This window comes from Mycobacterium sp. 134, from assembly GCF_048282715.1.
Taxonomy (GTDB): Bacteria; Actinomycetota; Actinomycetes; order Mycobacteriales; family Mycobacteriaceae; genus Mycobacterium; species Mycobacterium septicum.
Genome location: NZ_JBLVUN010000008.1, coordinates 3,856,419 through 3,878,812 on the forward strand (window position 1 = coordinate 3,856,419; position 22,394 = coordinate 3,878,812).

Consider the following 22,394-nt stretch of genomic DNA (forward strand, 5'->3'; position numbering starts at 1 on the left):
GCCTCCCGGCCTCAGATGAAGTCCGAACCGCCATCCACATTGATGGTGGCCCCGGTGACGTAGCCGTTGCGTTGCGATGCCAGGTAGGTGGTGATCGACGCGATCTCCTCCGGCAGCCCGGCGCGGCCGAGGTCGCACGGCTGGTGAAAGTTGTCGTCGATCCACGTCATCACATCGACCGGGTCGGTCGCGTCCAGGCCGTCGGCGGCCAGGATGTCTTTGAGGTTCTCGGTGAAGCTGGCGGTGACGATCGTCCCCGGGCATACGCAGTTCACCAGAATTCCATCCTTGGCAAGGCTTTTCGAGAGGTTCTTGGTGACGCTGCTCAGAGCGGCCTTCGAGGCGGTGTAGGCGACGATCCGTGGGTTCTGCCGTTGGATGGAATGAGCGGACAGCGTGACGATGCGGGCCCAGTCTGCGGTTCGCAGCATCGGCAGCGCGGCCCGGATCGAACGCACCCCGGACATGGTGCCGAGCGCGAACGCGGCGTCCCACTCGGCGTCGTCCATCTCCTCGAAATAGCCGTCCCCGGGCCCGATGGTGTGCACCAAGCTGTTCAGCACACCCCACCGTTTGCGCACAGTCGCGAAGCCGGCCGCGATCGAATCAGCGTCGGTCATATCGACGCTGATACCGACGGCGTCCGGCGCACCGGCCGCCAGACAGGATTCCGCGGCCGCGTCGAGAGCTTCGCGACCACGCGCCATCACCGCCACCCGGGCCCCTTCGGCCGCCAAGGCCTCGGCGATGGCCAATCCCATGCCTTTGCTGCCGCCGGTGACAACGGCAGCCGAACCAGCCAGACCCAGATCCATGTTCTCCCTATCTCGATCGTGTGCGCACGCGGCTCTTGGACACGTTGCGCTTCAACGGTTTGCGCTCAGACCGTGGTTCGTTCACGACTGCTTGGATGATCTCGGGCGCAACTCCGAGCCCGCGAAGGCAGAAGCGCAGTACATGCGCCCGGATTTCCTGGAGGTCGCAACCCGGCGTTGCCCATTGACGCTCGACGTTCGACCACACGACGCCCTGAATCGAGAGGACCTCGACCTCGGGGTCTATGTCGTCGAACAGTCCCGTGTGCCGGCCGTTTTCGAGCTGGTCGACGAGTGGGCGGAGCATCTCGCGATAGGCCGGACCGACCAATTCGGGCGCGGCGAACATCTGGGATTGGGCCTCCAGCGACATCTGACGCAGGTCTGAACGGATGCCTGCGTCGAACGCGAGGTCCAGTCGACCATCGATCCAGGCGGCCACGGCACGAATCGCGTCGGGGGCGGCCGCCATGTGCCGCTCGAGCCGTTGCACCTCGGCGCGCGCCATCTCAAGGAACAGCGCCGATACGAGCTGGTCCTTCGAATCGAAATGCCGATAGAACGCCCGGGTGCCCAGTTTCGACCGATTCAGCACCTCCGCGATACTGAGGGCACTGACGCCGTCCTCGCGGACGATCTCGGCGGCGGCGGTCAGAATTGCGCTGCGAATCCGTGGATCTGGCTCGAGCTTCTTCCTGCCGCCCGCGGTAGCGGTTTCCATCAGGCTGTCGCGTCGTAGGTCGCGAGGTATTCGCCGAATGCTTCCCGGACTTGTTCTTCAGTGAGTCCGTAGTCCGCCAGCTCGTAGTTGTGCATTCCTCGCTGGCCGGGCTGGTGCCCGTCCGCCCATTCCTGGACCTTGGCGCGCGCGGCGTCGGTGAAGGTGAGGCCCAGTTTGGCGTAGCTGTCGGCCACCGTCCTCACCGAGTCGGTCTGCAGGTCGGCGAACGACACATCGACAAAGCGGTCATCGCCGAATTTCCTACGGAAGTCCATGGCTCGGCCCATGCCCTCGACCCACCATGCCAACTGCTCCGCACCGAGCTCCGCCGGGTCGGTGTAGTCGCTGCTCCAGCTGCGGATATAGGCGATCAGACTGCATACCGAACCCAGAACTTTCGCCGGATCACGGTGGCTCCAAAGGAATTTCGCGTCGGGATACGTCTCGACGAAAGCGTCGAGGGCGAACATGTGCACGGGTGTCCGCAGGTGCCACAAGCTCGGCTTACAGTGCCATTGCAAGAGCTTGAGCACCTGCTTGTGGTATTCGTACGTTTCGCGCATATCCGTCCGCAGCAGCCACTCCACGTATCCCGGCACTCGAACGACACCGTCGAAGTGGTAGGTACGGAAACTCATGCCCATCAGATCCTGGCATTCGGTCGCCGCTTCGGGCTCACTGCTCATCATCGCCTTGAAGTCGGGGAACATCTGATTGATCATCGCGATGCCCTCGGCAGCCTGGGCGATCCTCGGATCGGTGTGCTGCGTCGCCGCTTCCGGCGGCGGCGTCGGTGCCTGCGATTCCCAGGTCCGCAATGACCGGAATTGCGGGTCGTTCGCCACCAGTTGTCCCAAAGCTGTTGTGCCGGTGCGCGGCAGTCCGAGAATGACGACGGGACCCTCGATCACCTCGTCGTCGATCTCGGGATGCCGCTTGTACGTGTCGATGATCTTGAGCCGTTGGATCAGGGCGTTGCTGATGGTCGCGTGCTGCATCACCCGGCCCAGGTCGTTGAGCTGAGCCTCGTTGTTCAGCGCGTCCACCGTCCGCTCGAGGCCCTCTCGGTAGTAGGACGTACCGAAGTCCTCCAGACCGGTGGCGGCGCACGCACCCTCCTCCAGTTCGTCGGCACACAATGTCATCTGACGAACCTCTCGTGTACCGCGCGGCGACGCGCGTCGATGACCCGGGCACGTACTTCAGGGGTCGTCATGCTGGTGCCGGCAGGCAACGCCGATGTCACCCGGTCGAGGTTGACGACACGCGTCTCGGGCACCGGCGCGCTTTCGGTTCGCACACAACGCAAGAGCATTGCGCCATTGCTGTGTCCGGCAGTGTCCAGCCAGTTGGTCACGCCTGGATCCCGTGCCGACAGCACGAAACGGACCTTCCCGTCGGCATCCTCGACCGCCTGGTGACCGTTGAGGCTGGACTGGTGCCGCCCGTAGTTGATCGTCTCCAGCCATGGGTTGCCGAGCGAGATACTCCAGTACACACCTTCGGGCGGCGTGAACTCGAGGATCAGCGCCTGATCAGGATCCAACTCGAATCGCCCGATGACGGGCCGATTTTCGGCGGCCGCCCCCATCGAACTCATGTCCATCGGCGGGACGAACCCATTGGCCTCGGCCATGGCACCGAAGTCCAGGAAGAATTTCAGGTTGTCGTAGACGAACTCGCCCAGCGCGAACAGCTGACGTGCCACCGAGACATCCAGGTCGACGGACCGATCTGTTGGTTCGACTTCATCGCCGATGCGCTCGATCTGCAACCTCGCCAGAGTCTCGGAGTCCCAGTCGTAGAGGAAGTTCCGCACCGTCAGCGTGGGATGGTCCCCGGCGAGTTGCAGCCAGTTCCCCTCGTGTTCGTCGGCCGAAAGGATCGCCTCGAAGTTCCCGTCAGGGTCCACCTCGAGTTCGTCGACAAGCCGGTTGGCGGTCGCTGCCATCCCGTCCATGGTCTGCAACCCCACGTAGCGGGCAGTGCCCCGGTTGCCGAACAGCCGATAGGTCTCGCCGGCACGGAGGTTGGCATTCATGTACACGCAGTCCGGGCACTCCAGTCCCCAGGTGACCACGTCATCCATCCTGGCGCGGGTGACCGCCAGGATCGGATCGGGGTCCACCCGCAGCGCCATGTCGATCCCGACTGCCAACAGAATCATCAGGTGGCGCATGCCCGCGGCGTAGTCCAGCCGGTTCTTGTTGACCGGCGTAGACACCACGAGTTGCTCTGCCGCAGACAGGCGCTCCTGAAGGTGAGCCCACGCCGCGGCCATCTCGACATCGTCACCGCCGGTCCCCGACAGGGCGGCCTCGGCGATCGAGTGGGGCAGCCATGCCATCGGGTTCTTCCACGCCGTCGGCGCCGCCTCGTCAGCCACGCTACCTCCGATTCCATCGCGCGACGCGCAGTTTTGAAAACATCGTTTTCGATTGATGCCCTGGACTATTACACCGGACCCCATTGATGTCAACAGACGACCAGGACATGCTGATTCTCCGGTGGCATGGCCACAACTCCGCGAATCGACCGGCGACAAAGAATATCCAGGCAAGGCGGCTCCACAGCTCGTGCACTACCGGCCCGGGAAACCCTCACCTTGACTCGATCGGACACTTCTTCTTCGTAACGCGACTAGCTCGATATGTAATGCATAAAACTTCGCAGCAGTCGGCGCCCGCGCACAGCTCCCGCGACCTATCCCCATCACTCGTCGCGATGCCCCCGCGGCATCCCCCGAGCGTGAAACCAGCCGATGCCGCCAATACTCCTGTACATCAACACTTTCAATATGGGCACTCTCCGAATGCGGCAACCGCCGGTGCGCACTCGCGCATCGACATCGGGGCCGAACCTGGCACCGCAGGTGGCCGCCTCTTGTTTACATATCATGCCGCTGGTGTCACACTGCGATGTATCCGAAGCAGGCCGGCCGGCGCCCGAGCATTCGTCGGTCGGTCACCGCCCGAACGCATATCGCCATGAAGTGGGGTTGATTCGAATGAACGACCGAGACTCCGGCCATTTCCGTGACGGGAGGCCTACCGAACACCAGCGCTCGGGTCTGGTGCGCAGCGGCGAGTCGCTGAGCCGATACACAATGACGCTCGTCACCGACGACGTCGGCGAGGCGGTGTGCGCAGCGGGAGGATGGATGATCGACCGCGTCCGGGCCGGGTGGCGCATCGAGGCGGTCATCCCTCCCGACTGCGACGCGAAACCGCTGGCGATACTCGGTGTCAGTGCCACGCATGCCGACACCGAATCGGACCCGTCGTGGTTCACCTCCAGACCCGCCGCGCTGGCAGTCGGGATCGGCGTGCTGTCGCCCGCCAACCCGATCCGCACGCAGGTACACGCGCTGATGCGAGATCCGGGTATCGAGATCACCATCTGGGGCGACGGCGGATTCACATCCGGTAGGAACTTCGAGGCAGTGCAATATCAATTGAGTCGGGCGGCGCAGGCGTTCAAGGCGCACGCGATGCGTGCGGCGTCACTTTCCGCGAGGCCGGTCGCAACCGAGTTTCTTCGCAGTTGCACGTCCTGGTATCCGCTCGACCGTGGCGTCGACCTCGATCGCGTAAGCCCCGGTGGCGGATCGCCGTGAACGCGACGCCCCGGCTCATACAGATCTGTCGTACCTGGCGCGCACCCCTGGGCACCACGTAATTTGGGGGTATGACGACCGACGGTCCCAAGCTGCAACTGACCGATGACGAGTGGCGCGAGAAACTGACTCCAGAGGAGTTCGCGGTGCTGCGCCGGGCGGGCACCGAGCGGCCCTTCACCGGCGAGTACACCGACACCAAGACCGAAGGCGTGTACGAGTGCCGGGCGTGCGGCGCAGAGCTGTTCCGCAGCACCGAGAAGTTCGAATCCCACTGCGGTTGGCCGTCGTTCTTCGATCCGGCGGATTCCGCCGCGGTGATCCTGCGGTCGGACACCTCGTTGGGCATGCGCCGCGTCGAGGTGCTGTGCGCCAACTGCCACAGCCACCTGGGGCACGTGTTCGAGGGCGAGGGTTACCCCACTCCAACCGATCAGCGGTACTGCATCAACTCGATCTCGCTGAAGCTGGTGCCCAAGCCGGAGTGACGGGCGGCCGTAGTCACCGAGCCAGGATTCCGTTCAGCACGGTTGCCATCGCGAACTCAGCTATTTCCCGCAGTCGTTGCGGTTCAACCACTTTGCGGTCCGCGCGCCACCCGAGGTCGAGGATGCCGTCCATCATTCCCCACAGCGCGACCGCGGCGGCGTCGGGCTGAACTGACAGCGCGAAACTTCCGTCGGCCACACCGGCGGCCAGAACAGCGGCGAGCTTTCCCATCTGCTCGTCGATCTTGTCGGCGATGCGCTCGAGGGTCTGCGGCTCCTCGGGCGGATTGCTGAGCACCTGAAACTGGTGGGGCCGATGCCAGGCGAAATCCAGATACGCCCGCGCCGCGGCAATCAGCCGTTCGGTGGGGGTGCCTTCGGCCGCGAAGGCGGCGTCCATGTAGCGGCGATTCTCGTCGACGGCACGTTCGGCGATGGCCACCAGGACTTCCGGCCGGCGCCCCACCCGGTTGTAGACGGTCTGGATCGCGACGTCGGCGCGCTCGGCCACGGCTTCCACGGTGACGGCATTCATGCCGCCCTCCGTGAGCAGTTCCTCCGCGGCGTCGATGATCGCCTGGCGATTGGCCTCCGCTCGCCGGGCGGTCCGAGTGACGTTGCGCTCATCCACTCCCGGAACTGTACTCGAATCCATATTTGGAGTAGATTCCAATTATGGAACAGATTCCACATGGAGAGTTCTACCGTGATCAGCAGGCCTGGCGTCGCCTACAGAACTACCTTCCCGATCGGTTGCGACTGACCGACCAGACGGCTCCCGCCGAAGAGTTCTGGGACTGGAACGGACACCGAGTACACCTGGACCGCTACGCGAGCCCCGACGCCCGGGCGAAGATCGTGCTGCATCACGGCGTCGGCACCAACGGCAGGCAGATGAGCCTGATCGTCGGGGCCCCCTTGGCGCAGCGCGGCTTCGAAACCGTCGCACTCGACAACCTCGGGTACGGCCTGACCCAGGTCCGCCCCGGCGCCCCGGTGTCCTACGACGACTGGGTCGATCTCGTGGTGGACTTCCTGGCCTACGAACAATCGAGGGACGACAGACCGATCGTGCTCTACGGCCTGAGCGCCGGAGGCATGCTCACCTATCACGTCGCCGCCAAAGCGCCGAAAGGCACGTTGCGCGGAATCGTCGGCATGACCTTCTTGGATCAGCGCAACCGGAAGGTCCGCAACGACACCGCCCACGACAAACTGACCGCGCGGTTCGGTGTCCCCGCGATGGATCTACTGGCCCGCACTCCCGCGGCGCGCGTGCGCATCCCGATGACCCTGGCCTCGAAGATGTCCGCCCTGGTCAACGACCGTGCCGCCCTGAAGATCATGACCGCCGACCGCACGTCCGGCGGAAACTGGGTGCCCATCCGCTTCCTCAGCAGCTATTTGAACTACACCCCGGCCGTCGAACCGGCCGAATTCGACGCCTGCCCGATTCTGCTGACCCAGCCCGCCGAAGACCGCTGGACCCCAATCGAATTGAGCCAGCCCGTGCTGTCGCGCATCACCCGCGTGCCAGTGCAGACGGTGATGCTGGCCAATGCGGGCCACTACCCGCTCGAAGAACCCGGCCTGACTCAAATGCAGGACGCCATTACCGAATTCGTCACCGTCAACACGCGGTGATCAGTCGACGCGGGTGGCGTGCACCTCCCAGAACGGCATGTGCACCCGGCCGTCGACCAGCCACGGTTCGATCACCCGCAACCGTTCCAGCAGCGGGGTCATCCCGTCGGCCATGTCAGGGTTGCGAGCAGCCATCATCTCGAAGACCTCGACGCTGACATTGCCCTGATAGGTCGTGGTTCCGAGATAGGTGATCTCCCAGCCGGCGTCCGGGAGGACGTCACGGAAATCGTCTACAGACATCGAACGCGGCATCCTGAAGCCGTTGACGTTGTGCTCACCGAACTCGTACATGTACAGCCGCGCACCGGGTTTCGTGGCCCGGTGCAGCGCCCGCACGTACGAATTCTGCAGTTCTGGCTCATCGGTGAAAACGTGGTAGAAGGCGGTGTCGACGACGGTGTCGAACCTCCCCTCCAGCCCCTCCAGCTTCGTCGCGTCGGCCACCTGGAAGTCCACCGTCACACCCGCCTTCCGGGCGTTCTGCCGAGCCCGCTCGATTGCGGCCGGTGACGCGTCAACACCCGTGGCCGACAGCCCTTTTGACGCATAGTGGATGGCGTGGTGACCGGGCCCGGTACCAGGATCGAGCACCTCGCCCCGAACGGCGCCCAGCGCGACGAGCTGCTGCACGACCGGCTGCGGCCCACCGATGTCCCATGGCGTCGCGGCGGGCAGTCCGTGCGCAGTCCGCTCGTCGCGGTACATCTCTTCGAAGCGATCGGATTCTTGCGGAGCAGTCATGTCCGCGAGGGTAGACCCGCTAACTAAAAACCCAGGTCAGGGCAGCTTCGCGACCAGGTCCTCGACGCTGACCCGTGGGCCGGTGAAGAACGGCGTCTCCTCGCGGGTGTGGCGACGGGCGTCGGTGGCGCGCAGGTCGCGCATCAGGTCGACGATGCGGTGCAACTCGGGCGCCTCGAAGGCCAGGATCCACTCGTAGTCGCCGAGGGCGAACGCGGGCACTGTGTTGGCCCGCACATCCTTGTAGCCGCGGGCGGCCATGCCGTGCTCGGAGAGCATGCGGCGACGCTCCTCGTCGGGCAGCAGGTACCACTCGTAGGAACGCACGAACGGGTACACGCAGATGTAGTTGCCCGGGTCCTCACCGGCGATGAAGGCCGGGACGTGGCTCTTGTTGAACTCGGCCGGGCGGTGCAGCGCCACGCTGCTCCACACCGGGTCGCTGACCCGGCCCAGCGCGGTGGTACGCCGGAAGTCCGAGTAGGTCGCCTGCAGCGCCTCGATGTTGTCGGCGTGGGTCCAGACCATGAAGTCCGCGTCGGCCCGCAGGCCGGCCACGTCGTACAGGCCGCGCACCACCACGCCACGCTCTTCCTGGGTCTTGAAGAAGGCCGTCGCCTCGTCGATCACCGGGGTCCGTTCGTCGCCCAGCTCCCCGGGGCTCACCGCGAACACCGAGAACATCAGGTAGCGGATGGTGGAGTTCAGTTCGTCGTAGTCGAGCTTGGCCATACGCCTATCGTGCCACGCCGCTGTACACCAGTTCCGCGGCCGCCCGGGTGGCGGTGCCCACACACGCAGGCACCCCGATCCCGTCCAGATAACCGCCGGCCACCGCGAGCGTCGGGGGCAGTCCCGCACGCAGTTCAGCGACCAGATCACCGTGGCCGGGGCCGTACTGCGGCATCGCGTCGATCCAGCGGTGCACATGGCTGTCCACCGGGTCCACGGTGACCCCGAACAGCGTGTTCAGATCGCGCGCCGACCAGGCCAGCAGATCGTCGTCGCCCGTGTTTGCGGCCATGTCGTCGCCGTAGCGCCCGAACGACAACCGCACCATTTCGACGTTCCCGCGCCGGCCCCACTTGCGCGACGACATGGTGACCGCCTTGGCGTTGAGATGCTCGCCCGCGGCCACCAGCACACCCGATTGCTGCGGCAGCGGTGTTCCGCCCGGCAGCGCCAGGGCCACGACTGCCGCCGAGGCCACCCGGATACGTCTGGCCGCGGCCGCCGTACGCGGGGCGATGTGTTCGATCAGCGACGGCAGGTGCGGCGCCGGAACCGCCAGCAGCACCGCGTCGGCGTGCCAACTGGCACCCTCGTCGTCGAGCACCGACCAACCCTGTCCGCGACGATCCACCCGCACCCCGGCAACCTGGACCCAGCGCACATCGGCCCGGCGACGCAGCTCCTCCAGCAGCACCGTGTAACCGCCGTCGACCGCACCGAACACCGGCGCGTCCGAGGGGGGCGGCAGCGCCTCACGCACCGCCTCGGTGAGGCTGTGCGCCCCGCGGTCCAGCGCGGCCGCCAGCGACGGCACCGCCGAGCGCAATCCGATCGTCGCCGAGGACCCCGCGTACACGCCGGTGAGCAACGGGTCGACGGACCGGGTCACCACCTGCGAGCCGAACCGGTCACCGACCAGTTCGGCGACAGACGGATCGGCGCCCCGGCTCCACCGCAGGGGCCGAGCGCGCTCGTCGTGGATGCGCGCCACGGTCTCGTCGTCGACAAGCCCGAGCAACGACGACGCCTGCGCCGGAATGCCCTGCAACGTGCCTTGCGGCAGCTGGTGCAGCCGCGCCCCGCTGTAGATCAGCGGCCGGGTACCCGTGGGGCTGACCCGGCGGCCGGCCAGGCCGAGCTCGGCCAGAAGGTCCAGCATCTCGGGTCTGCGCACGATGAATGCCTCGGCGCCGACATCGAACGGTTGCCCGCCGACCCGTTCGGTGCGAAGCACACCGCCGAGCCGGTCAGCCGGATCGAGCAGGGTGATCTGGGCCCGCGGTCCGGCCGCGAGCCGCAAGCGATACGCCGCGACGAGTCCTGAAATACCGCCGCCGACAACGCAATAGGACGCACTCACAGCGAGTGCACCAGCGTCACCGCCTCGGTGATGATGCCGGGGTCGGTCGCCGGCAGCACACCGTGGCCAAGGTTGAAGACGTGACCCGCCGCTCCGGCCGCCACCGCGGCACGCCCGTCGTCGACCACGCGCCGCACGGCCACCTCGGCCACCGGCCAGCCCGCCAGCAACACCACCGGATCGAGGTTGCCCTGCAGCGCGCAGCCCGGCTTGACCCGGGCCGCGGCGTCGACCAGCGAGGTGCGCCAGTCCACCCCGACCATGGTGGCCGGCGCCGAGCCCAAGGCCTCGGACATCGCCCCGAGCAGCTCCGCGGTGCCGACACCGAAATGGGTCATCGGCACGCCCGCTGCGGCCATGGTGGCGAACACCCGCGTGGTGTGCGGAAGCACGTAGGTGCGGTAGTCGGCCAGTGACAACGTCCCGGCCCAGGAGTCGAACACCTGCAGGGCGTCGACCCCCGCGTCGACCTGGGCCTGCAGGAAGGTGATGGTCAGATCGGTCAATGCCGTCATCAGCGCGTGCCAGGTCGCCGGCTCACCGAGCATCATCGCCTTGGTGCGTTCGTGGTGACGACTGGGGCCGCCCTCGACGAGGTAGGAGGCAAGGGTGAAGGGCGCGCCCGCGAAGCCGATCAGCGGCACCTCGCCCAGCTCGCCCACCAGCATCGAGACGGCTTCGGTCACCGGCGAAACCTGTGCCTGATCAAGCGGTTTCATGCCTTCGACATCGGCCACCGACCGGATCGGGTGTTCGATCACCGGTCCCACGTCCGGGACTATGTCCAGACCGATCCCGGCAGCCTTCAGCGGCACCACGATGTCGGAGAACAGGATCGCGGCGTCGACGCCGTGCCTGCGCACCGGCTGCAGGGTGATCTCGCAGACCAGTTCGGGGTCGAAGCAGGCCTCCAGCATGCGGTGCTGGGCACGCAGCGCGCGGTACTCCGGCAACGAGCGGCCGGCCTGCCGCATGAACCACACCGGCACACGGTGCGGGGTGCGGCCGCTCACGGCGGCAAGATAGGGGGAATCGGGCAGCTCCCGGCGGGTATTCATCGGCTCCTATGGTGCCACGTGCCCGTGGGCACGCACCGTTGCCGGTTCGTGACGCCGCGACTTCGGCGCGCCTGCGTCCCGTCCTGCCCGTATCCGCTAGCGTCAAACGCCGTGACCTCTGCCGAACCGGCCCAGTTCCGGACGGCGGTGGCGGCGATGAACGCCACCACCGTACGGCCGGAAATCGAACTGGGTCCGATACGCCCGCCACAGCGGCTGGCGCCTTACAGCTACGCGCTGGGCGCCGAGGTCCGACATCCCGACACCGCGGTCATCCCGGAGCGATCCGAGGGTGACGCGTTCGGACGGCTGATCTTGCTGCACGACCCCGAGGGGGCCGAGGCCTGGGACGGCACCATGCGGCTCGTCGCGTATATCCAGGCCGACCTGGATTCCAGCGAAGCCGTCGACCCGCTGCTGCCCGAGGTGGCCTGGAGCTGGCTGGTGGACGCCCTGGAATCAAGGGCCGAACACGTCACCGCGTTGGGCGGCACTGTCACCGCCACCACCTCGGTGCGCTACGGTGACATCTCTGGCCCGCCGCGGGCACACCAGCTCGAACTGCGGGCCTCCTGGACCGCCACCAACCTGGAGTTGGGGCCGCATGTGGAGGCATTCTGTGAGGTGCTTGAGCACGCTGCAGGGTTGCCCCCGGCAGGTGTGACCGACTTGAGTTCCCGTACCCGCGCGTGAGATGACTGACGAAGACCCAGAACCAGCCGAGCCCGAAGAGGCCGACTCGACCCCGCTGCTGTCGCCCGCCGAAGGGGTTCCCGAGGTCTGCGTCACCGCCGGTGAAATATCCTCTGCCGCAACATCTCTCGCCAAAGGCAGCGGTCCCTTCGCCATCGATGCGGAACGGGCGTCCGGCTTCCGCTACTCCAACCGCGCATACCTGGTGCAGATCCGGCGCGCCGGCTCGGGTACGGCGCTGATCGACCCGGTCAACGGCGGCGGCTCCCCCATCGACGCGATGGCGCCGGTCGCCGATGCGCTGTCCCAGGACGAATGGGTGCTGCATGCCGCTGACCAGGACCTGCCGTGCCTGTCCGAGATCGGGCTGCGCCCGGCCAGGCTGTACGACACCGAGCTGGCCGGCCGGCTGGCGGGTTTCGAGCGGGTCAACCTGGCCGCGATGGTGCAACGGCTGCTCGGCCTGCAGTTGATGAAGGGGCACGGCGCCGCCGACTGGTCCAAGCGCCCGCTGCCGCAGGAATGGCTCAACTACGCCGCGCTGGACGTCGAGGTGCTGCTGGAACTGCGTAACGCGATCGCCGCGGTCCTCGAAGAGCAGGGCAAAACCGACTGGGCGGCACAGGAATTCGAGTACCTGCGCACCTACGTGGCCCAGCCCACCCGGCGTGACCGCTGGCGGCGCACCTCCGGCATCCACAAGGTGCGCAACCCACAGGCGCTGTCGGCCGTCCGCGAGCTGTGGACCACCCGCGACAGCATCGCCCGCGGCCGCGACATCGCGCCCGGACGGATCCTGCCCGACTCGGCGATCATCAACGCGGCCACGGCCGATCCCAAGACGGTCGACGAGCTCATCGCACTGCCGGTCTTCGGTGGCTCCAAGCAGCGGAAGAGCGCCAAGGTCTGGCTGGACGCACTGAACCGGGCCAGGGAGAGCACCGACCCGCCAGAGGCCAACGACACCCAGAGCGGCCCGCCGCCGGCGGCCCGTTGGGCCAGGCGCAAACCGGAAGCGGCGGCACGGCTCGAAGCCGCCCGCGCCGGCCTGGCCGAACTGTCCGAGCGCGTATCGGTGCCTTCCGAGAACCTCATCACCCCCGAGGTGGTGCGCCGGTTGTGCTGGGACTGGCGTCCGGCCGGCGACGTGGCCACCGCGGTGTCGGAATTCCTGGTCGAGGCCAACGTCCGCCCCTGGCAGCGGGAGCTGACGGCGCCGGTGCTGGCCGCCGCACTCAGCGCCGACTGACTCTTCGGCTCACCCGCCGATGCGGTCGATGTGAGCCAGGAAATGGGACAGCACGCCCTGCGGATCCTCGATCTGTGGCCAGTGCGCGATGTCGTCGGCGAGCATCACCACGTCGGGATCGGGAATCACCTCGAGATAGCGCTGCGCCATGTGCCTACCTGAATTCGGGTCCGACGGCCCATCGATCAGCCGCATCGACACCTCGGTCTCCCGCATGGCCCGCACCCACCGGTTCCGGTAGGTGTAGCGGTCGTTGACGAACCGGCCGACCTTGTGGATGACCCGCTTGCCGTCGTTGTACTCAAGGATCTGGTGGAACTTCTCCATCAGCTGGGCCGACGGTTTGGTGTTCACCCCGAACATCTCGTTGATGGTGGGCTCCACGATCCGGCGCGAGAACCGGCTGCCCTGCAGCGGACTCATGATGTCGCCCAACGGGGTTCGCGACATCGCCTTCTGCAGCAGCCGCGGGGTGTAGGCCTCGTTGAACAACCCGCCGTTGAGCCAGGTGATCGATTCGATGCCCAGTGCCCCGTAGGACCGTCCACCGGACTCGTGGCGGGCCAGTAGTTCCTGGCCGACCGACACTCCCAGGTCATGGGCCAGAATGTGGGCGCTGTCGACCCCGAGGTGATCCAGCAGCGCCTCGTGCATGTCGGCGTGGTCGGGCACCGAGTAGCCGTAGGCGACGGGCTTGTCGGAGAAACCCATCCCGATCATGTCCGGCGCGATGACGGTGAACCGCTCGGTCAGCGTGGGCCAGATCAGCGACCAGTCCCACGAGTTGAACGGATAGCCGTGGATGAGAAGAAGATTCGGTCCGGTTCCCTCGACCCGGTAGAAGATGTCGAAACCCAGGTAGTCGAAGAACTGCCCGGCGTCCTTCCAGCTCTGCAATTCGGCGTCCATGTCTGCAACCTAGTTGACCGCGCGTCCCGGCGTTCGCGACCCGATTTCGCCCATGACCTCGCCGCGACTGGAATATCGTCGGTGCGGTGGCGCAGCGGGAAGAAACGGACGACGAGCAGGAGCGGGAGCGCTTCGCGGACCGTGCGCTGAGGATCGTCGAGGATGGCGTCTACTGGTCGATCGCGGCGCTCCTGCTGACCGGGTCGGTCGTGCTGATCATCGCTCAGGTCAGAATTCTGCTGCACCTGGGCGACTCCCCGACCACTCAGGTCATGCTGGAAATGCTCGACGGCCTGCTGCTGGTCTTCATCTTCGTGGAGCTGCTGTACGCCGTGCGGACCTCGTTGCGATCCCGCGAGCTCGTCGCCGAGCCGTTCTTGATAGTCGGCATCCTGGCCTGCATCAAGGAAATCGTCGTGGTGTCGGTCGACGCGGCCAACCTGTTCGACAAGGGACCTGAGTTCGCCCGCGCCATCGTGCAGGTCGGCGTGCTGGGCGCTCTGGTGCTCGTCCTGGCGATCGCCATCTTCGTGCTGCGACTACACCGGGCCGGCGCCGACCACATTCGCGACAGGCCCGACGATTCCTAGTCGACCCGGTGGCTGACTTCCTGCTCGCCCTCCGGCGCGCCGATCGCGGCGATCCACCCGGTGATCTGACGGGCGATGTGCTGGTCGGTCAGACCGATCTCGGCAAGCACCTCTCCTCGCGAAGCATGGTCCTGGAAGACTTGCGGGACACCGAGATCGCGGCACGGCACATCGATCTCGGAGTGGCGCAGCGCTGCGGACACCGACGAGCCGATGCCGCCGTGCACACCGTTGTCCTCGACCGTGACCACCAGTTTGTGATCGCGGGCCAGCTCACCGAGGGCCTCCGGAACGGGCAGCACCCAACGCGGATCCACCACCGTGACACCGATGCCCTGGTTGCGCAGCCGCTCGGCGACCGCCAGGGCCATCGTCGCGAACGAGCCCACCGCGACCAGCAGCACGTCGTCGGTCAGACCGGTTGCCGGGACGGCGAGCACGTCGATGCCACCGCGCCGCTCGACTGCCGGAATATCTTCGCTCACATCCCCTCTGGGGAACCGAAGGGCGGTCGGGCCGTCATTGACCGCCAGGGCCTCGCCCAGTTCTTCTCGTAGCCGCGCCCCGTCGCGGGGGGCGGCGACCCGGATGCCCGGGACGACACCCAGGATCGACAGGTCCCAGACCCCGTTGTGGCTGGCCCCGTCCGGTCCGGTGACGCCGGCCCGGTCCAGCACGACGGTGACGGGCAGCTTGTGCAGCGCGACGTCCATCATCAGCTGGTCGAACGCGCGGTTGAGGAACGTGGAGTAGATCGCCACCACCGGATGCAGGCCACCCATGGCCAGCCCGGCCGCCGAGGTCATGGCGTGCTGCTCGGCGATGCCGACGTCAAAGAACCTGTCGGGGAACCGATCCCGGAACGCACTCAGCCCCGTGGAGCCGGGCATGGCCGCGGTGATCGCCACGATGTCACGGCGCTTGGTGCCGATCTTGATCAGTTCGTCGGAGAACACCGAGGTCCAACCAGGACCCGAGGCCTTCGTCGGCAGCCCCGTCTCCGGGTCGATGACACCGCATTGATGCATCAGCTCGGCTTCGTCGTTCTCGGCATGCGCGTAGCCCATGCCCTTGCGGGTCACGACGTGAACGATCACCGGGGCATTGAAGCCGCGGGCGTTGCGCAGCGCGTTCTCCACCGCGTGCTCATCGTGACCGTCGATCGGCCCGACGTACTTGATGCCCAGATCGGTGAACATCACCTGCGGGGCGACCGCATCCTTGATGCCCGCCTTGATGCTGTGCATGCACTGGTAGCAGAACTCCCCGACCACGGGCAGCCCGCGCACGGCCTTGCGGCCCTCTTCCAGGATGCGCTCGTAGGCCGGCTGCAGGCGCAGGCCCGCGAGGTGATCGGCGAATCCGCCGATGGTGGGCGCGTAGCTGCGGCCGTTGTCGTTGACGACGATGACCACCGGGCGGCCACCCGTCGCGATGTTGTTCAGCGCCTCCCAGCACATGCCACCGGTCAGGGCGCCGTCACCGACGACCGCCACCACATGGCGATTGCGGTGCCCGGTCAGCTCGAAGGCCTTGGCCAGACCGTCGGCGTAGGACAGGGCGGTGCTGGCGTGGCTGGACTCCACCCAGTCGTGCTCGCTCTCGCCGCGCGACGGGTATCCGGACAGGCCGTCCTTCATCCGCAGCGTGTCGAAATCCGGTGCGCGCCCGGTCAGCATCTTGTGCACGTAGGCCTGATGGCCGGTGTCGAAGATGATCGGATCGTGTGGCGAATCGAACACACGATGCAACGCCAAGGTGAGTTCGACGACACCCAGATTGGGGCCTAGATGTCCACCGGTTGCAGCGACCTTGTGGATCAGGAACTGACGGATTTCCTGTGCCAAATCAGTCAGCTCGGACTGTGACAGGTGCTGCAGATCAGCGGGACCGCGGACCTGTTCAAGCATCCAGCCAGTGTACGCACGCATCCCGAAGTCAGTCCTGCCGAGGCTGATAGATGTCGGGCACACCGTCGTGGTCGGCATCGACGGTTTCCAGCTCGTGAATCCGGCGATATGCGGCATTACGCGACACCAGAACCACCGCGGCGAGCAGGCCTGCCACCACCGATCCGGTGACCACCGCGATCTTCACGTCGTCGTCGGCGATGGTGGCGTGCCCGAACGCCAGTTCCCCGATGAGCAGCGAGACCGTGAAACCGATCCCGGCCAACATCGCGACTCCGAGCACGTCCCGCCAGGCGAGATCCTCGTCCAGGCTCGCGTGGGTGAAGCGGGCCAGCAAATACGTGGTTCCCAGCACGCCGATGGGTTTGCCGAGCACCAGCCCGGCGATCACCCCGATGGTCACCGGATGCGACAACGCGGTCGCGAAGCCCGACCAGCCACCGACCGTCACGCCCGCGGCGAAGAACGCGAACACCGGCACCGCGAACCCCGCGGACAGTGGCCGTACGAGATGTTCGAAGTGCTCCGCCGAGGAGTGGCGGCCCAGCACCGGAACGGTGAAACCGAGCAACACCCCGGCCACCGTGGCGTGGACGCCACTGGCATGCACGAGCGCCCAGGCCAGGATCGCCGGCGGCAGCAGGATCCACCACTGACGCATCCCCCGCTGCACCGCGACCGCATACAGCCCGATCGGGATCAGCGCTGCCACCAGGGGCCCGAGCGCCACGTGGTCGGTGAAGAAAAGGGCGATCACCGTGATGGCCAGCAGATCGTCGACGACCGCCAGCGTCAGCAGGAAGATCCGCAGCGCCGTGGGCAGGTGGGTGGACACCACGGCCAGCACCGCGAGGGCGAAGGCGATGTCGGTGGCGATCGGCACGGCCCACCCGCCGAGGTTCTCCGGATGGCCCGAGAACAGATTGATCCCGACGAAGATCGCCGCGGGCACCACCATGCCGCCCACAGCAGCCGCGATCGGCAGTGCGGCACGGGCCGGATCCCGCAGATCGCCCGCGACGAACTCGCGCTTGAGCTCCACGCCCACGACGAAGAAGAAGATCGCCAGCAGGCCGTCGGCCGCCCAGGCCGACAGACTCAGGTCAAGATGCAGGGACTGCGGACCGACGGTGAACTCCGAGAGCCGGTGATAGCCGGATGACCACGGCGAATTGGCCCATACCAGCGCCGCGCCGGCGGCAGCCAGCAGCAACGCCCCGCCGACCGTCTCGGTGCGCAGCAGTTCGGAGACCCGCTGCCACTCCGGCCAGGACCCGCGCGCCAGCAGACGGCGGCTGCTGTGTTCACGGCGATTGCTCATGGGGCTCCTGTGGTCAGCATGCATCGAACGCCGACCAGACTTCCCGGCACACCTGCGGTAAACGCTAACAGGTGAGGTGGTCGAGCAAATACCGGCGAAGTCCGTGGCAGCGCCTCAAACCGGCGACAAAACCGCGGCTCTCATGATTACGTAAGGTGAAGGCGAAGTCGATTACTCCGGGGTGCGGGTTGAGTCCATTCGATAACTACTACGCGCGTACCGCGCTGCTCGCTGCGCAGGGCAAGCGCATCCAGATGCAGCGCCTCGTCGGGGTCACCATCGTCGGTTTGAGCCTGGTTCCGCTTTTGTTGCTGGTCAGCCCGAAGGGCCCGCACGGCGGCCTGCAATACGTGGCTGTGGCCGTGGCCGTCGGCGGCCTGACCCTGGCGCAATGGTGGTGGCGGCGGCAATGGCCCAGCCGCACCCAGTCGTGGACCGTCGTGTCCATCGGCACGGCCTGTATCGCGGCGACCTGCATCCTGCTGGTGGACCCGGTCGTCGGGCTGATGGGGTCCAGTTCCCTGAGCCTGATCACCGCCTATACGGCCTTCCTGCACAGTCGCCGGGTCCTGTACCTGACCTGGGTGACCTCCAGCGCGGTGGTGGCCTTCCTGGGCGTGCGGGTGGGGCTGACCGATGTCTGGCTGGGGGCCGTGGGCACGCTGGTCGCAGTCCTGGTGATCCTGAGTACCTCGGCGTTGTGCCGGATGGCAGTCGAGTTGATCGAACCCGACAAGGTTCAGCACCCGGCCGAGATCGACCCGCTGACCGGTCTGCTCAACCGCGAGGCGTTCGACATGCACACCGCCACGATGCTGGGCTCCCACAGCCGCCACGACGATCAGTACCTGGTGGTCGTGGCGGTCGGCATCGACGACATGGCGCTACTCAGCGACATGGACGGCAGCCACAGCACGTTCCACGCCCGGGTCGCCGTCGCGCAGGCCATCCGTGAGACGGTGCGCCACAAGGTCCCGCTGGCCCACGTGTCCGACAGCGAATTCCTGATCGCCGACGTGTTCAAGACCAACGACCCCTCGCCACTGGTCAACCGGATCCGGATGGCCATCACCACCACGCCCATGCGCCTGACGGCCAGCATCGGCACGGCCTGCAGCCAGTTGCGCCCGCTGACCGAACTGCCCACCCCGCAGGTCGTCGACGCCCTCGTGGGGCTGGCCGACACCGCGATGAACCAGTCGAGGGCCCAGGGCGGCAACCGGGCCACCTATGCGCACTTCCCCACCCCGACGATGGGGCCCGACGCCCACGAGTGAGCCGCGCGGGGCCACCCGAGTCAGCGGGTCAGCACCGCGACACACTCCACATGGTGGGTGAGCGGGAAGGAATCGAACACCCGCAGCTCCTCCACGGCGTAACCGTGCCGCAGGTACAGCCCGATGTCCCGGGCGAATGACGCTGCCTCACAACCGATGTGGATAACCCTCGGCACCTCGGTGGCGGCGAGCGCATCGATCACCTCCCGGCCGGCGCCGGTGCGCGGCGGGTCGAGCACCGCGACGTCGGGACGTCCCGACTCGGCCGACAGCGCGCGACGCACCGATTCGGTGACCACCGAGACCCAGGGCAGGTCGGCCAGCGCGCTGCGTGCCGCACGCGATGCCCCGCGTGAGGTGTCGACAGTCAGCACGCGTCCGTCCGGCCCGACCAGGTCGGCCAGCGCCGCGGCGAACACCCCGGCACCGCCGTACAGGTCCCACGCCGTCATGCCCGGCTGCAGCCCTGACCAATCGGCCACCAACCCGCTGTAGAGGGCCGCCGCATCACGGTGGGCCTGCCAGAACGCCGTCGCCGGCAGCATCCACTGCCGCCCGCCGACGCGCTGCACCGCCTCGTAATCGCCTTCGACGACCCGTGTCGTATTTTTCGGACCACCCGCGCGGCTGCCTTTACGGCCGGTCGCCTTGGGGCCTGATTGCACGATGTGCCTGCGGCCGTCGGAGTCCAGGACCACGTGCACGTGCGCACCCGGCGTCCAACGCATCTCGGCCAGGCCGTCGGTCAGCTCCGCGGGCAGCTGTCCACAATCGAGGTCGGTGACCAGCTCGGCGCTGTGGTACCGGTGGAATCCGGCCCGGCCGTCGGCGGTGGTGTCCAGCCGCACGCGGGTCCGCCAGCCGCGGACTTCCCCGGCACCGACCGGTTCGGCGACTGCCGTCTGTTCGTCGCGCCAGGTGAATCCGCCCAGCCGGGCCAATTGGTTGGCCACCACCGAACCCTTGAGCCGCCGCGCCGCCTCCGGCTCGGCGAACGCCAGATCGCAGCACCCGGCGCCGTCGACCCCGGCGATCGGGCACAGCGGATCGACGCGGTCGACGGAAGGCTCCACGACCTCGACGACCTCGGCGTGCCAATACGACCCACGTTCGTCGAGCACCTTGACCCGCACGGTCTCGCCGGGCAGGGCGTAACGGACGAACACCACCCGGCCGTCGTGGCGGGCCACGCAACTGCCGCCGTTGGCCGCCGGTCCCGTGGTCAGCGTGAGTTCCGTCATTCGAGGAATCCCCTGCGAGCGTCGCCCGGGGTGGCGCGCGGCTGTAGCGCCTTCAACCGCTCGGACGAACTCAATTGCCACGGAACCGATGTCACCATCACGTTGGGCATGAACAGCAGCCGGCCCTTGAGCCGCAACGCGCTCTGGTTGTGCAGTACCTGTTCCCACCAGTGCCCCACGACGTATTCGGGGATGAACACCGTCACCACGGTCCGCGGCGATTCCTTGGTGACCCGTTTGACGTAATCGAGTACCGGCCGGGTGATTTCACGATAGGGAGAGGCGATCACCTTCAGCGGCACGCTGATATCGCTGTCCTCCCACTGGTGCACCAGCGCACGGGTCTCGGCGTCGTCGACGCTGACCGTGATCGCCTCCAGCACGTCCGGTCGGGTGGCCCGGGCGTAGGCCAGCGCCCGTTTGGTCGGCAGATGCAGCTTCGACACCAGGACCACCGCGTGGTTGCGGCTCGGCAGCACGATGTCGCCCGCTTCCTCGTCCTCCTTCTCGAGCTCGCGGGCCACGGTTTCGTAGTGCTTGTGGATGAGCTTCATGATGACGAACAGCGCACCCATCGCCAGGATGGCGATCCAGGCACCGGCGAGGAACTTGGTCACCACCACGACCACCAGCACCGTCCCGGTGGCCGTCAGACCCACCGCGTTGATGATCCGTGACCGCATCATGTGCCGCCGCACCGCCGGATCGGTTTCGGTGCGCAACAACCGGGTCCAGTGCCGGACCATGCCGATCTGGCTGAGGGTGAACGACACGAACACGCCGACGATGTAGAGCTGGATCAGCGCGGTCACCTCGGCGCGGAACGCCACCACGAAGGCGATCGCGGCGAAGGCCAGGAACAGGATGCCGTTGGAGAATGCCAGCCGGTCCCCGCGGGTGTGCAGCTGCCGCGGCAGGAACCGGTCCTGGGCCAGGATCGACCCCAGCACCGGAAACCCGTTGAACGCGGTGTTGGCCGCCAACACCAGGATCAACGCGGTAACGCCCGCGATCAGGTACAGACCCACCGGGAAGTTGTGGAACACCGCGTCGGCGAGCTGCGCGATCAGCGTCTTCTGGTGGTAATCGGGAGGCGCGCCGATCAACTGCTCCTGGGGCCGTTCGGCGATCTGCACCCCGGTCGCCTTGGACAGCAGGATGATCCCCATGAACAGGGTGACCGAGATCACCCCGAGCAGCAGCAGGGTGGTCGCAGCGTTGCGAGACTTAGGCTTACGGAAAGCGGGCACCCCGTTGCTGATCGCCTCGACACCGGTCAGCGCTGCCGAACCCGAGGAGAACGCCCGGGCCACCAGGAACACGAGTGCGAAGCCGAGCACCTCGCCGTGTTCGGGACGCATCTCGAAACCGGCGGATTCCGCGCGCAGTGGATGATCCAGAACGTAGATCTGGAACAGCCCCCAGCCCAGCATGATGTACATGCCGATCATGAAGGCGTAGGTGGGAATCGCGAACGCGGTGCCCGATTCCCGCAGCCCGCGCAGGTTCATCGAGGCCAGCAGAAGGATCGCCACCACCGCGAACAGCACCTTGTGCTGCGCGACGAACGGCACCGCCGACCCGATGTTCGACATCGCCGACGACATCGACACCGCAACGGTCAGCACGTAATCCACCATCAGCGCGCTGGCGACCGTGAGCCCGGCGGTGTGTCCGAGGTTCGTGGTGACGACCTCGTAATCCCCGCCACCGGACGGATATGCGTGCACGTTCTGCCGGTAACTCGCGATCACGATCAGCATGACGCCCGCGACCGCCAGGCCGATCCACGGCGTCAGGGAGTAGGCCGTCAGCCCCGCCACCGACAGCACCAGGAAGATTTCCTCCGGCGCGTAGGCCACCGACGACAAGGCGTCGGAGGCGAACACCGGCAGGGCGATCCGTTTGGGCAGAAGGGTGTGAGAGAGCTTGTCGCTGCGGAACGGCCGCCCCAGTACCAACCGGCGCGTCGCCGTCGAAAGCTTGGACACGAGAGCCAAGACTAAGCCCGAACGGGAAAAGTCGT

21 protein-coding genes are annotated in these 22,394 nt (G+C 66.8%); 7 read left to right on the forward strand and 14 right to left on the reverse strand.

The window, feature by feature from the left end; all coding sequences use genetic code 11:
• Window positions 1-11 precede the first annotated feature (11 nt).
• From ACNQVK_RS23100 to ACNQVK_RS23115, 4 genes are read right to left on the reverse strand one after another with little or no spacing between them, the layout of a single operon-like run.
• Complete coding sequence (locus tag ACNQVK_RS23100) at window positions 12-815, reverse strand: SDR family NAD(P)-dependent oxidoreductase (RefSeq protein ID WP_418031384.1); 804 nt, start codon at window positions 813-815, stop codon at window positions 12-14.
• A gap of 7 nt (window positions 816-822) precedes the next feature.
• Window positions 823-1,536, reverse strand: a complete 714-nt coding sequence (locus ACNQVK_RS23105) for a TetR/AcrR family transcriptional regulator (protein ID WP_418031385.1) — start codon at window positions 1,534-1,536, stop codon at window positions 823-825.
• The gene (locus ACNQVK_RS23110; protein ID WP_418031386.1) at window positions 1,536-2,681 is read right to left on the reverse strand and encodes a sulfotransferase family protein; all 1,146 of its coding nucleotides are present in this window, start codon (window positions 2,679-2,681) and stop codon (window positions 1,536-1,538) included. The genes ACNQVK_RS23105 and ACNQVK_RS23110 overlap by 1 nt, the downstream gene beginning before the upstream one ends.
• Window positions 2,678-3,883, reverse strand: a complete 1,206-nt coding sequence (locus ACNQVK_RS23115) for a DUF1214 domain-containing protein (protein ID WP_418034274.1) — start codon at window positions 3,881-3,883, stop codon at window positions 2,678-2,680. The genes ACNQVK_RS23110 and ACNQVK_RS23115 overlap by 4 nt, the downstream gene beginning before the upstream one ends.
• A gap of 660 nt (window positions 3,884-4,543) precedes the next feature.
• On the opposite strand from ACNQVK_RS23115, the gene ACNQVK_RS23120 reads away from it, so the two are divergent.
• Window positions 4,544-5,152: a hypothetical protein gene (locus ACNQVK_RS23120; protein WP_418031387.1), complete on the forward strand. Its 609-nt coding sequence runs from the start codon at window positions 4,544-4,546 to the stop codon at window positions 5,150-5,152.
• A 71-nt stretch (window positions 5,153-5,223) separates the two neighbouring features.
• Window positions 5,224-5,640: a peptide-methionine (R)-S-oxide reductase MsrB gene (msrB, locus tag ACNQVK_RS23125; protein WP_418031388.1), complete on the forward strand. Its 417-nt coding sequence runs from the start codon at window positions 5,224-5,226 to the stop codon at window positions 5,638-5,640.
• 13 nt (window positions 5,641-5,653) lie between these two features.
• Here msrB and ACNQVK_RS23130 read toward each other — a convergent pair whose 3' ends face one another.
• Window positions 5,654-6,271 (reverse strand): TetR/AcrR family transcriptional regulator, encoded by a 618-nt coding sequence (locus ACNQVK_RS23130; RefSeq protein WP_418031389.1) that lies wholly within the window; start codon window positions 6,269-6,271, stop codon window positions 5,654-5,656.
• 44 nt (window positions 6,272-6,315) lie between these two features.
• Between ACNQVK_RS23130 and ACNQVK_RS23135 the strand changes: the two genes are divergently transcribed.
• Window positions 6,316-7,284 (forward strand): alpha/beta hydrolase, encoded by a 969-nt coding sequence (locus ACNQVK_RS23135; RefSeq protein WP_418031390.1) that lies wholly within the window; start codon window positions 6,316-6,318, stop codon window positions 7,282-7,284.
• Here ACNQVK_RS23135 and ACNQVK_RS23140 read toward each other — a convergent pair whose 3' ends face one another.
• Genes ACNQVK_RS23140 through hemE form a run of 4 tightly spaced genes read right to left on the reverse strand, consistent with a single transcriptional unit; the run spans window position 7,285 to window position 11,178 of the window.
• Complete coding sequence (locus tag ACNQVK_RS23140) at window positions 7,285-8,028, reverse strand: class I SAM-dependent methyltransferase (RefSeq protein WP_418031391.1); 744 nt, start codon at window positions 8,026-8,028, stop codon at window positions 7,285-7,287.
• Window positions 8,029-8,064: 36 nt separating this feature from the next.
• A complete protein-coding gene (gene hemQ, locus ACNQVK_RS23145) occupies window positions 8,065-8,760 on the reverse strand; it encodes a hydrogen peroxide-dependent heme synthase (RefSeq protein WP_090425337.1) in 696 nt (231 codons plus the stop codon).
• A gap of 4 nt (window positions 8,761-8,764) precedes the next feature.
• Window positions 8,765-10,120 (reverse strand): protoporphyrinogen oxidase, encoded by a 1,356-nt coding sequence (locus tag ACNQVK_RS23150; protein WP_418031392.1) that lies wholly within the window; start codon window positions 10,118-10,120, stop codon window positions 8,765-8,767.
• A complete protein-coding gene (hemE, locus tag ACNQVK_RS23155) occupies window positions 10,117-11,178 on the reverse strand; it encodes a uroporphyrinogen decarboxylase (RefSeq protein ID WP_418031393.1) in 1,062 nt (353 codons plus the stop codon). Before hemE ends, ACNQVK_RS23150 begins: the two co-directional genes overlap by 4 nt.
• A 111-nt stretch (window positions 11,179-11,289) precedes the next feature.
• On the opposite strand from hemE, the gene ACNQVK_RS23160 reads away from it, so the two are divergent.
• Window positions 11,290-11,871 carry a DUF3000 domain-containing protein gene (locus ACNQVK_RS23160; RefSeq protein ID WP_418031394.1) on the forward strand — a complete coding sequence of 194 codons (582 nt, stop codon included), beginning with the start codon at window positions 11,290-11,292 and terminating at the stop codon, window positions 11,869-11,871.
• Between the two features lies 1 nt (window position 11,872).
• Window positions 11,873-13,120, forward strand: coding sequence for an HRDC domain-containing protein (locus ACNQVK_RS23165; protein ID WP_418031395.1), 1,248 nt, complete (start codon window positions 11,873-11,875; stop codon window positions 13,118-13,120).
• A gap of 9 nt (window positions 13,121-13,129) precedes the next feature.
• On the opposite strand, the gene ACNQVK_RS23170 is transcribed toward ACNQVK_RS23165, so the two are convergent.
• Window positions 13,130-14,029, reverse strand: coding sequence for an alpha/beta fold hydrolase (locus tag ACNQVK_RS23170; protein WP_418031396.1), 900 nt, complete (start codon window positions 14,027-14,029; stop codon window positions 13,130-13,132).
• Window positions 14,030-14,115: 86 nt separating this feature from the next.
• Here ACNQVK_RS23170 and ACNQVK_RS23175 point away from each other — a divergent pair, with 86 nt between their 5' ends.
• Window positions 14,116-14,619 carry a phosphate-starvation-inducible PsiE family protein gene (locus ACNQVK_RS23175; protein ID WP_418031397.1) on the forward strand — a complete coding sequence of 168 codons (504 nt, stop codon included), beginning with the start codon at window positions 14,116-14,118 and terminating at the stop codon, window positions 14,617-14,619.
• Here the strand turns inward: ACNQVK_RS23175 and dxs are convergent.
• Both dxs and nhaA read right to left on the reverse strand, forming a co-directional pair.
• The gene (dxs, locus tag ACNQVK_RS23180; RefSeq protein WP_418031398.1) at window positions 14,616-16,529 is read right to left on the reverse strand and encodes a 1-deoxy-D-xylulose-5-phosphate synthase; all 1,914 of its coding nucleotides are present in this window, start codon (window positions 16,527-16,529) and stop codon (window positions 14,616-14,618) included. The genes ACNQVK_RS23175 and dxs overlap by 4 nt on opposite strands.
• A 28-nt stretch (window positions 16,530-16,557) precedes the next feature.
• Window positions 16,558-17,850: a Na+/H+ antiporter NhaA gene (nhaA, locus tag ACNQVK_RS23185; protein WP_418031399.1), complete on the reverse strand. Its 1,293-nt coding sequence runs from the start codon at window positions 17,848-17,850 to the stop codon at window positions 16,558-16,560.
• Window positions 17,851-18,038: 188 nt separating this feature from the next.
• Between nhaA and ACNQVK_RS23190 the strand changes: the two genes are divergently transcribed.
• Complete coding sequence (locus tag ACNQVK_RS23190) at window positions 18,039-19,127, forward strand: GGDEF domain-containing protein (RefSeq protein WP_418031400.1); 1,089 nt, start codon at window positions 18,039-18,041, stop codon at window positions 19,125-19,127.
• Window positions 19,128-19,147: 20 nt separating this feature from the next.
• Here the strand turns inward: ACNQVK_RS23190 and ACNQVK_RS23195 are convergent, their stop codons facing one another.
• Both ACNQVK_RS23195 and ACNQVK_RS23200 read right to left on the reverse strand, forming a co-directional pair.
• The gene (locus ACNQVK_RS23195; protein ID WP_418031401.1) at window positions 19,148-20,368 is read right to left on the reverse strand and encodes a class I SAM-dependent RNA methyltransferase; all 1,221 of its coding nucleotides are present in this window, start codon (window positions 20,366-20,368) and stop codon (window positions 19,148-19,150) included.
• Window positions 20,365-22,359 (reverse strand): APC family permease, encoded by a 1,995-nt coding sequence (locus ACNQVK_RS23200; protein ID WP_418031402.1) that lies wholly within the window; start codon window positions 22,357-22,359, stop codon window positions 20,365-20,367. The genes ACNQVK_RS23195 and ACNQVK_RS23200 overlap by 4 nt, the downstream gene beginning before the upstream one ends.
• Window positions 22,360-22,394: the final 35 nt, after the last annotated feature.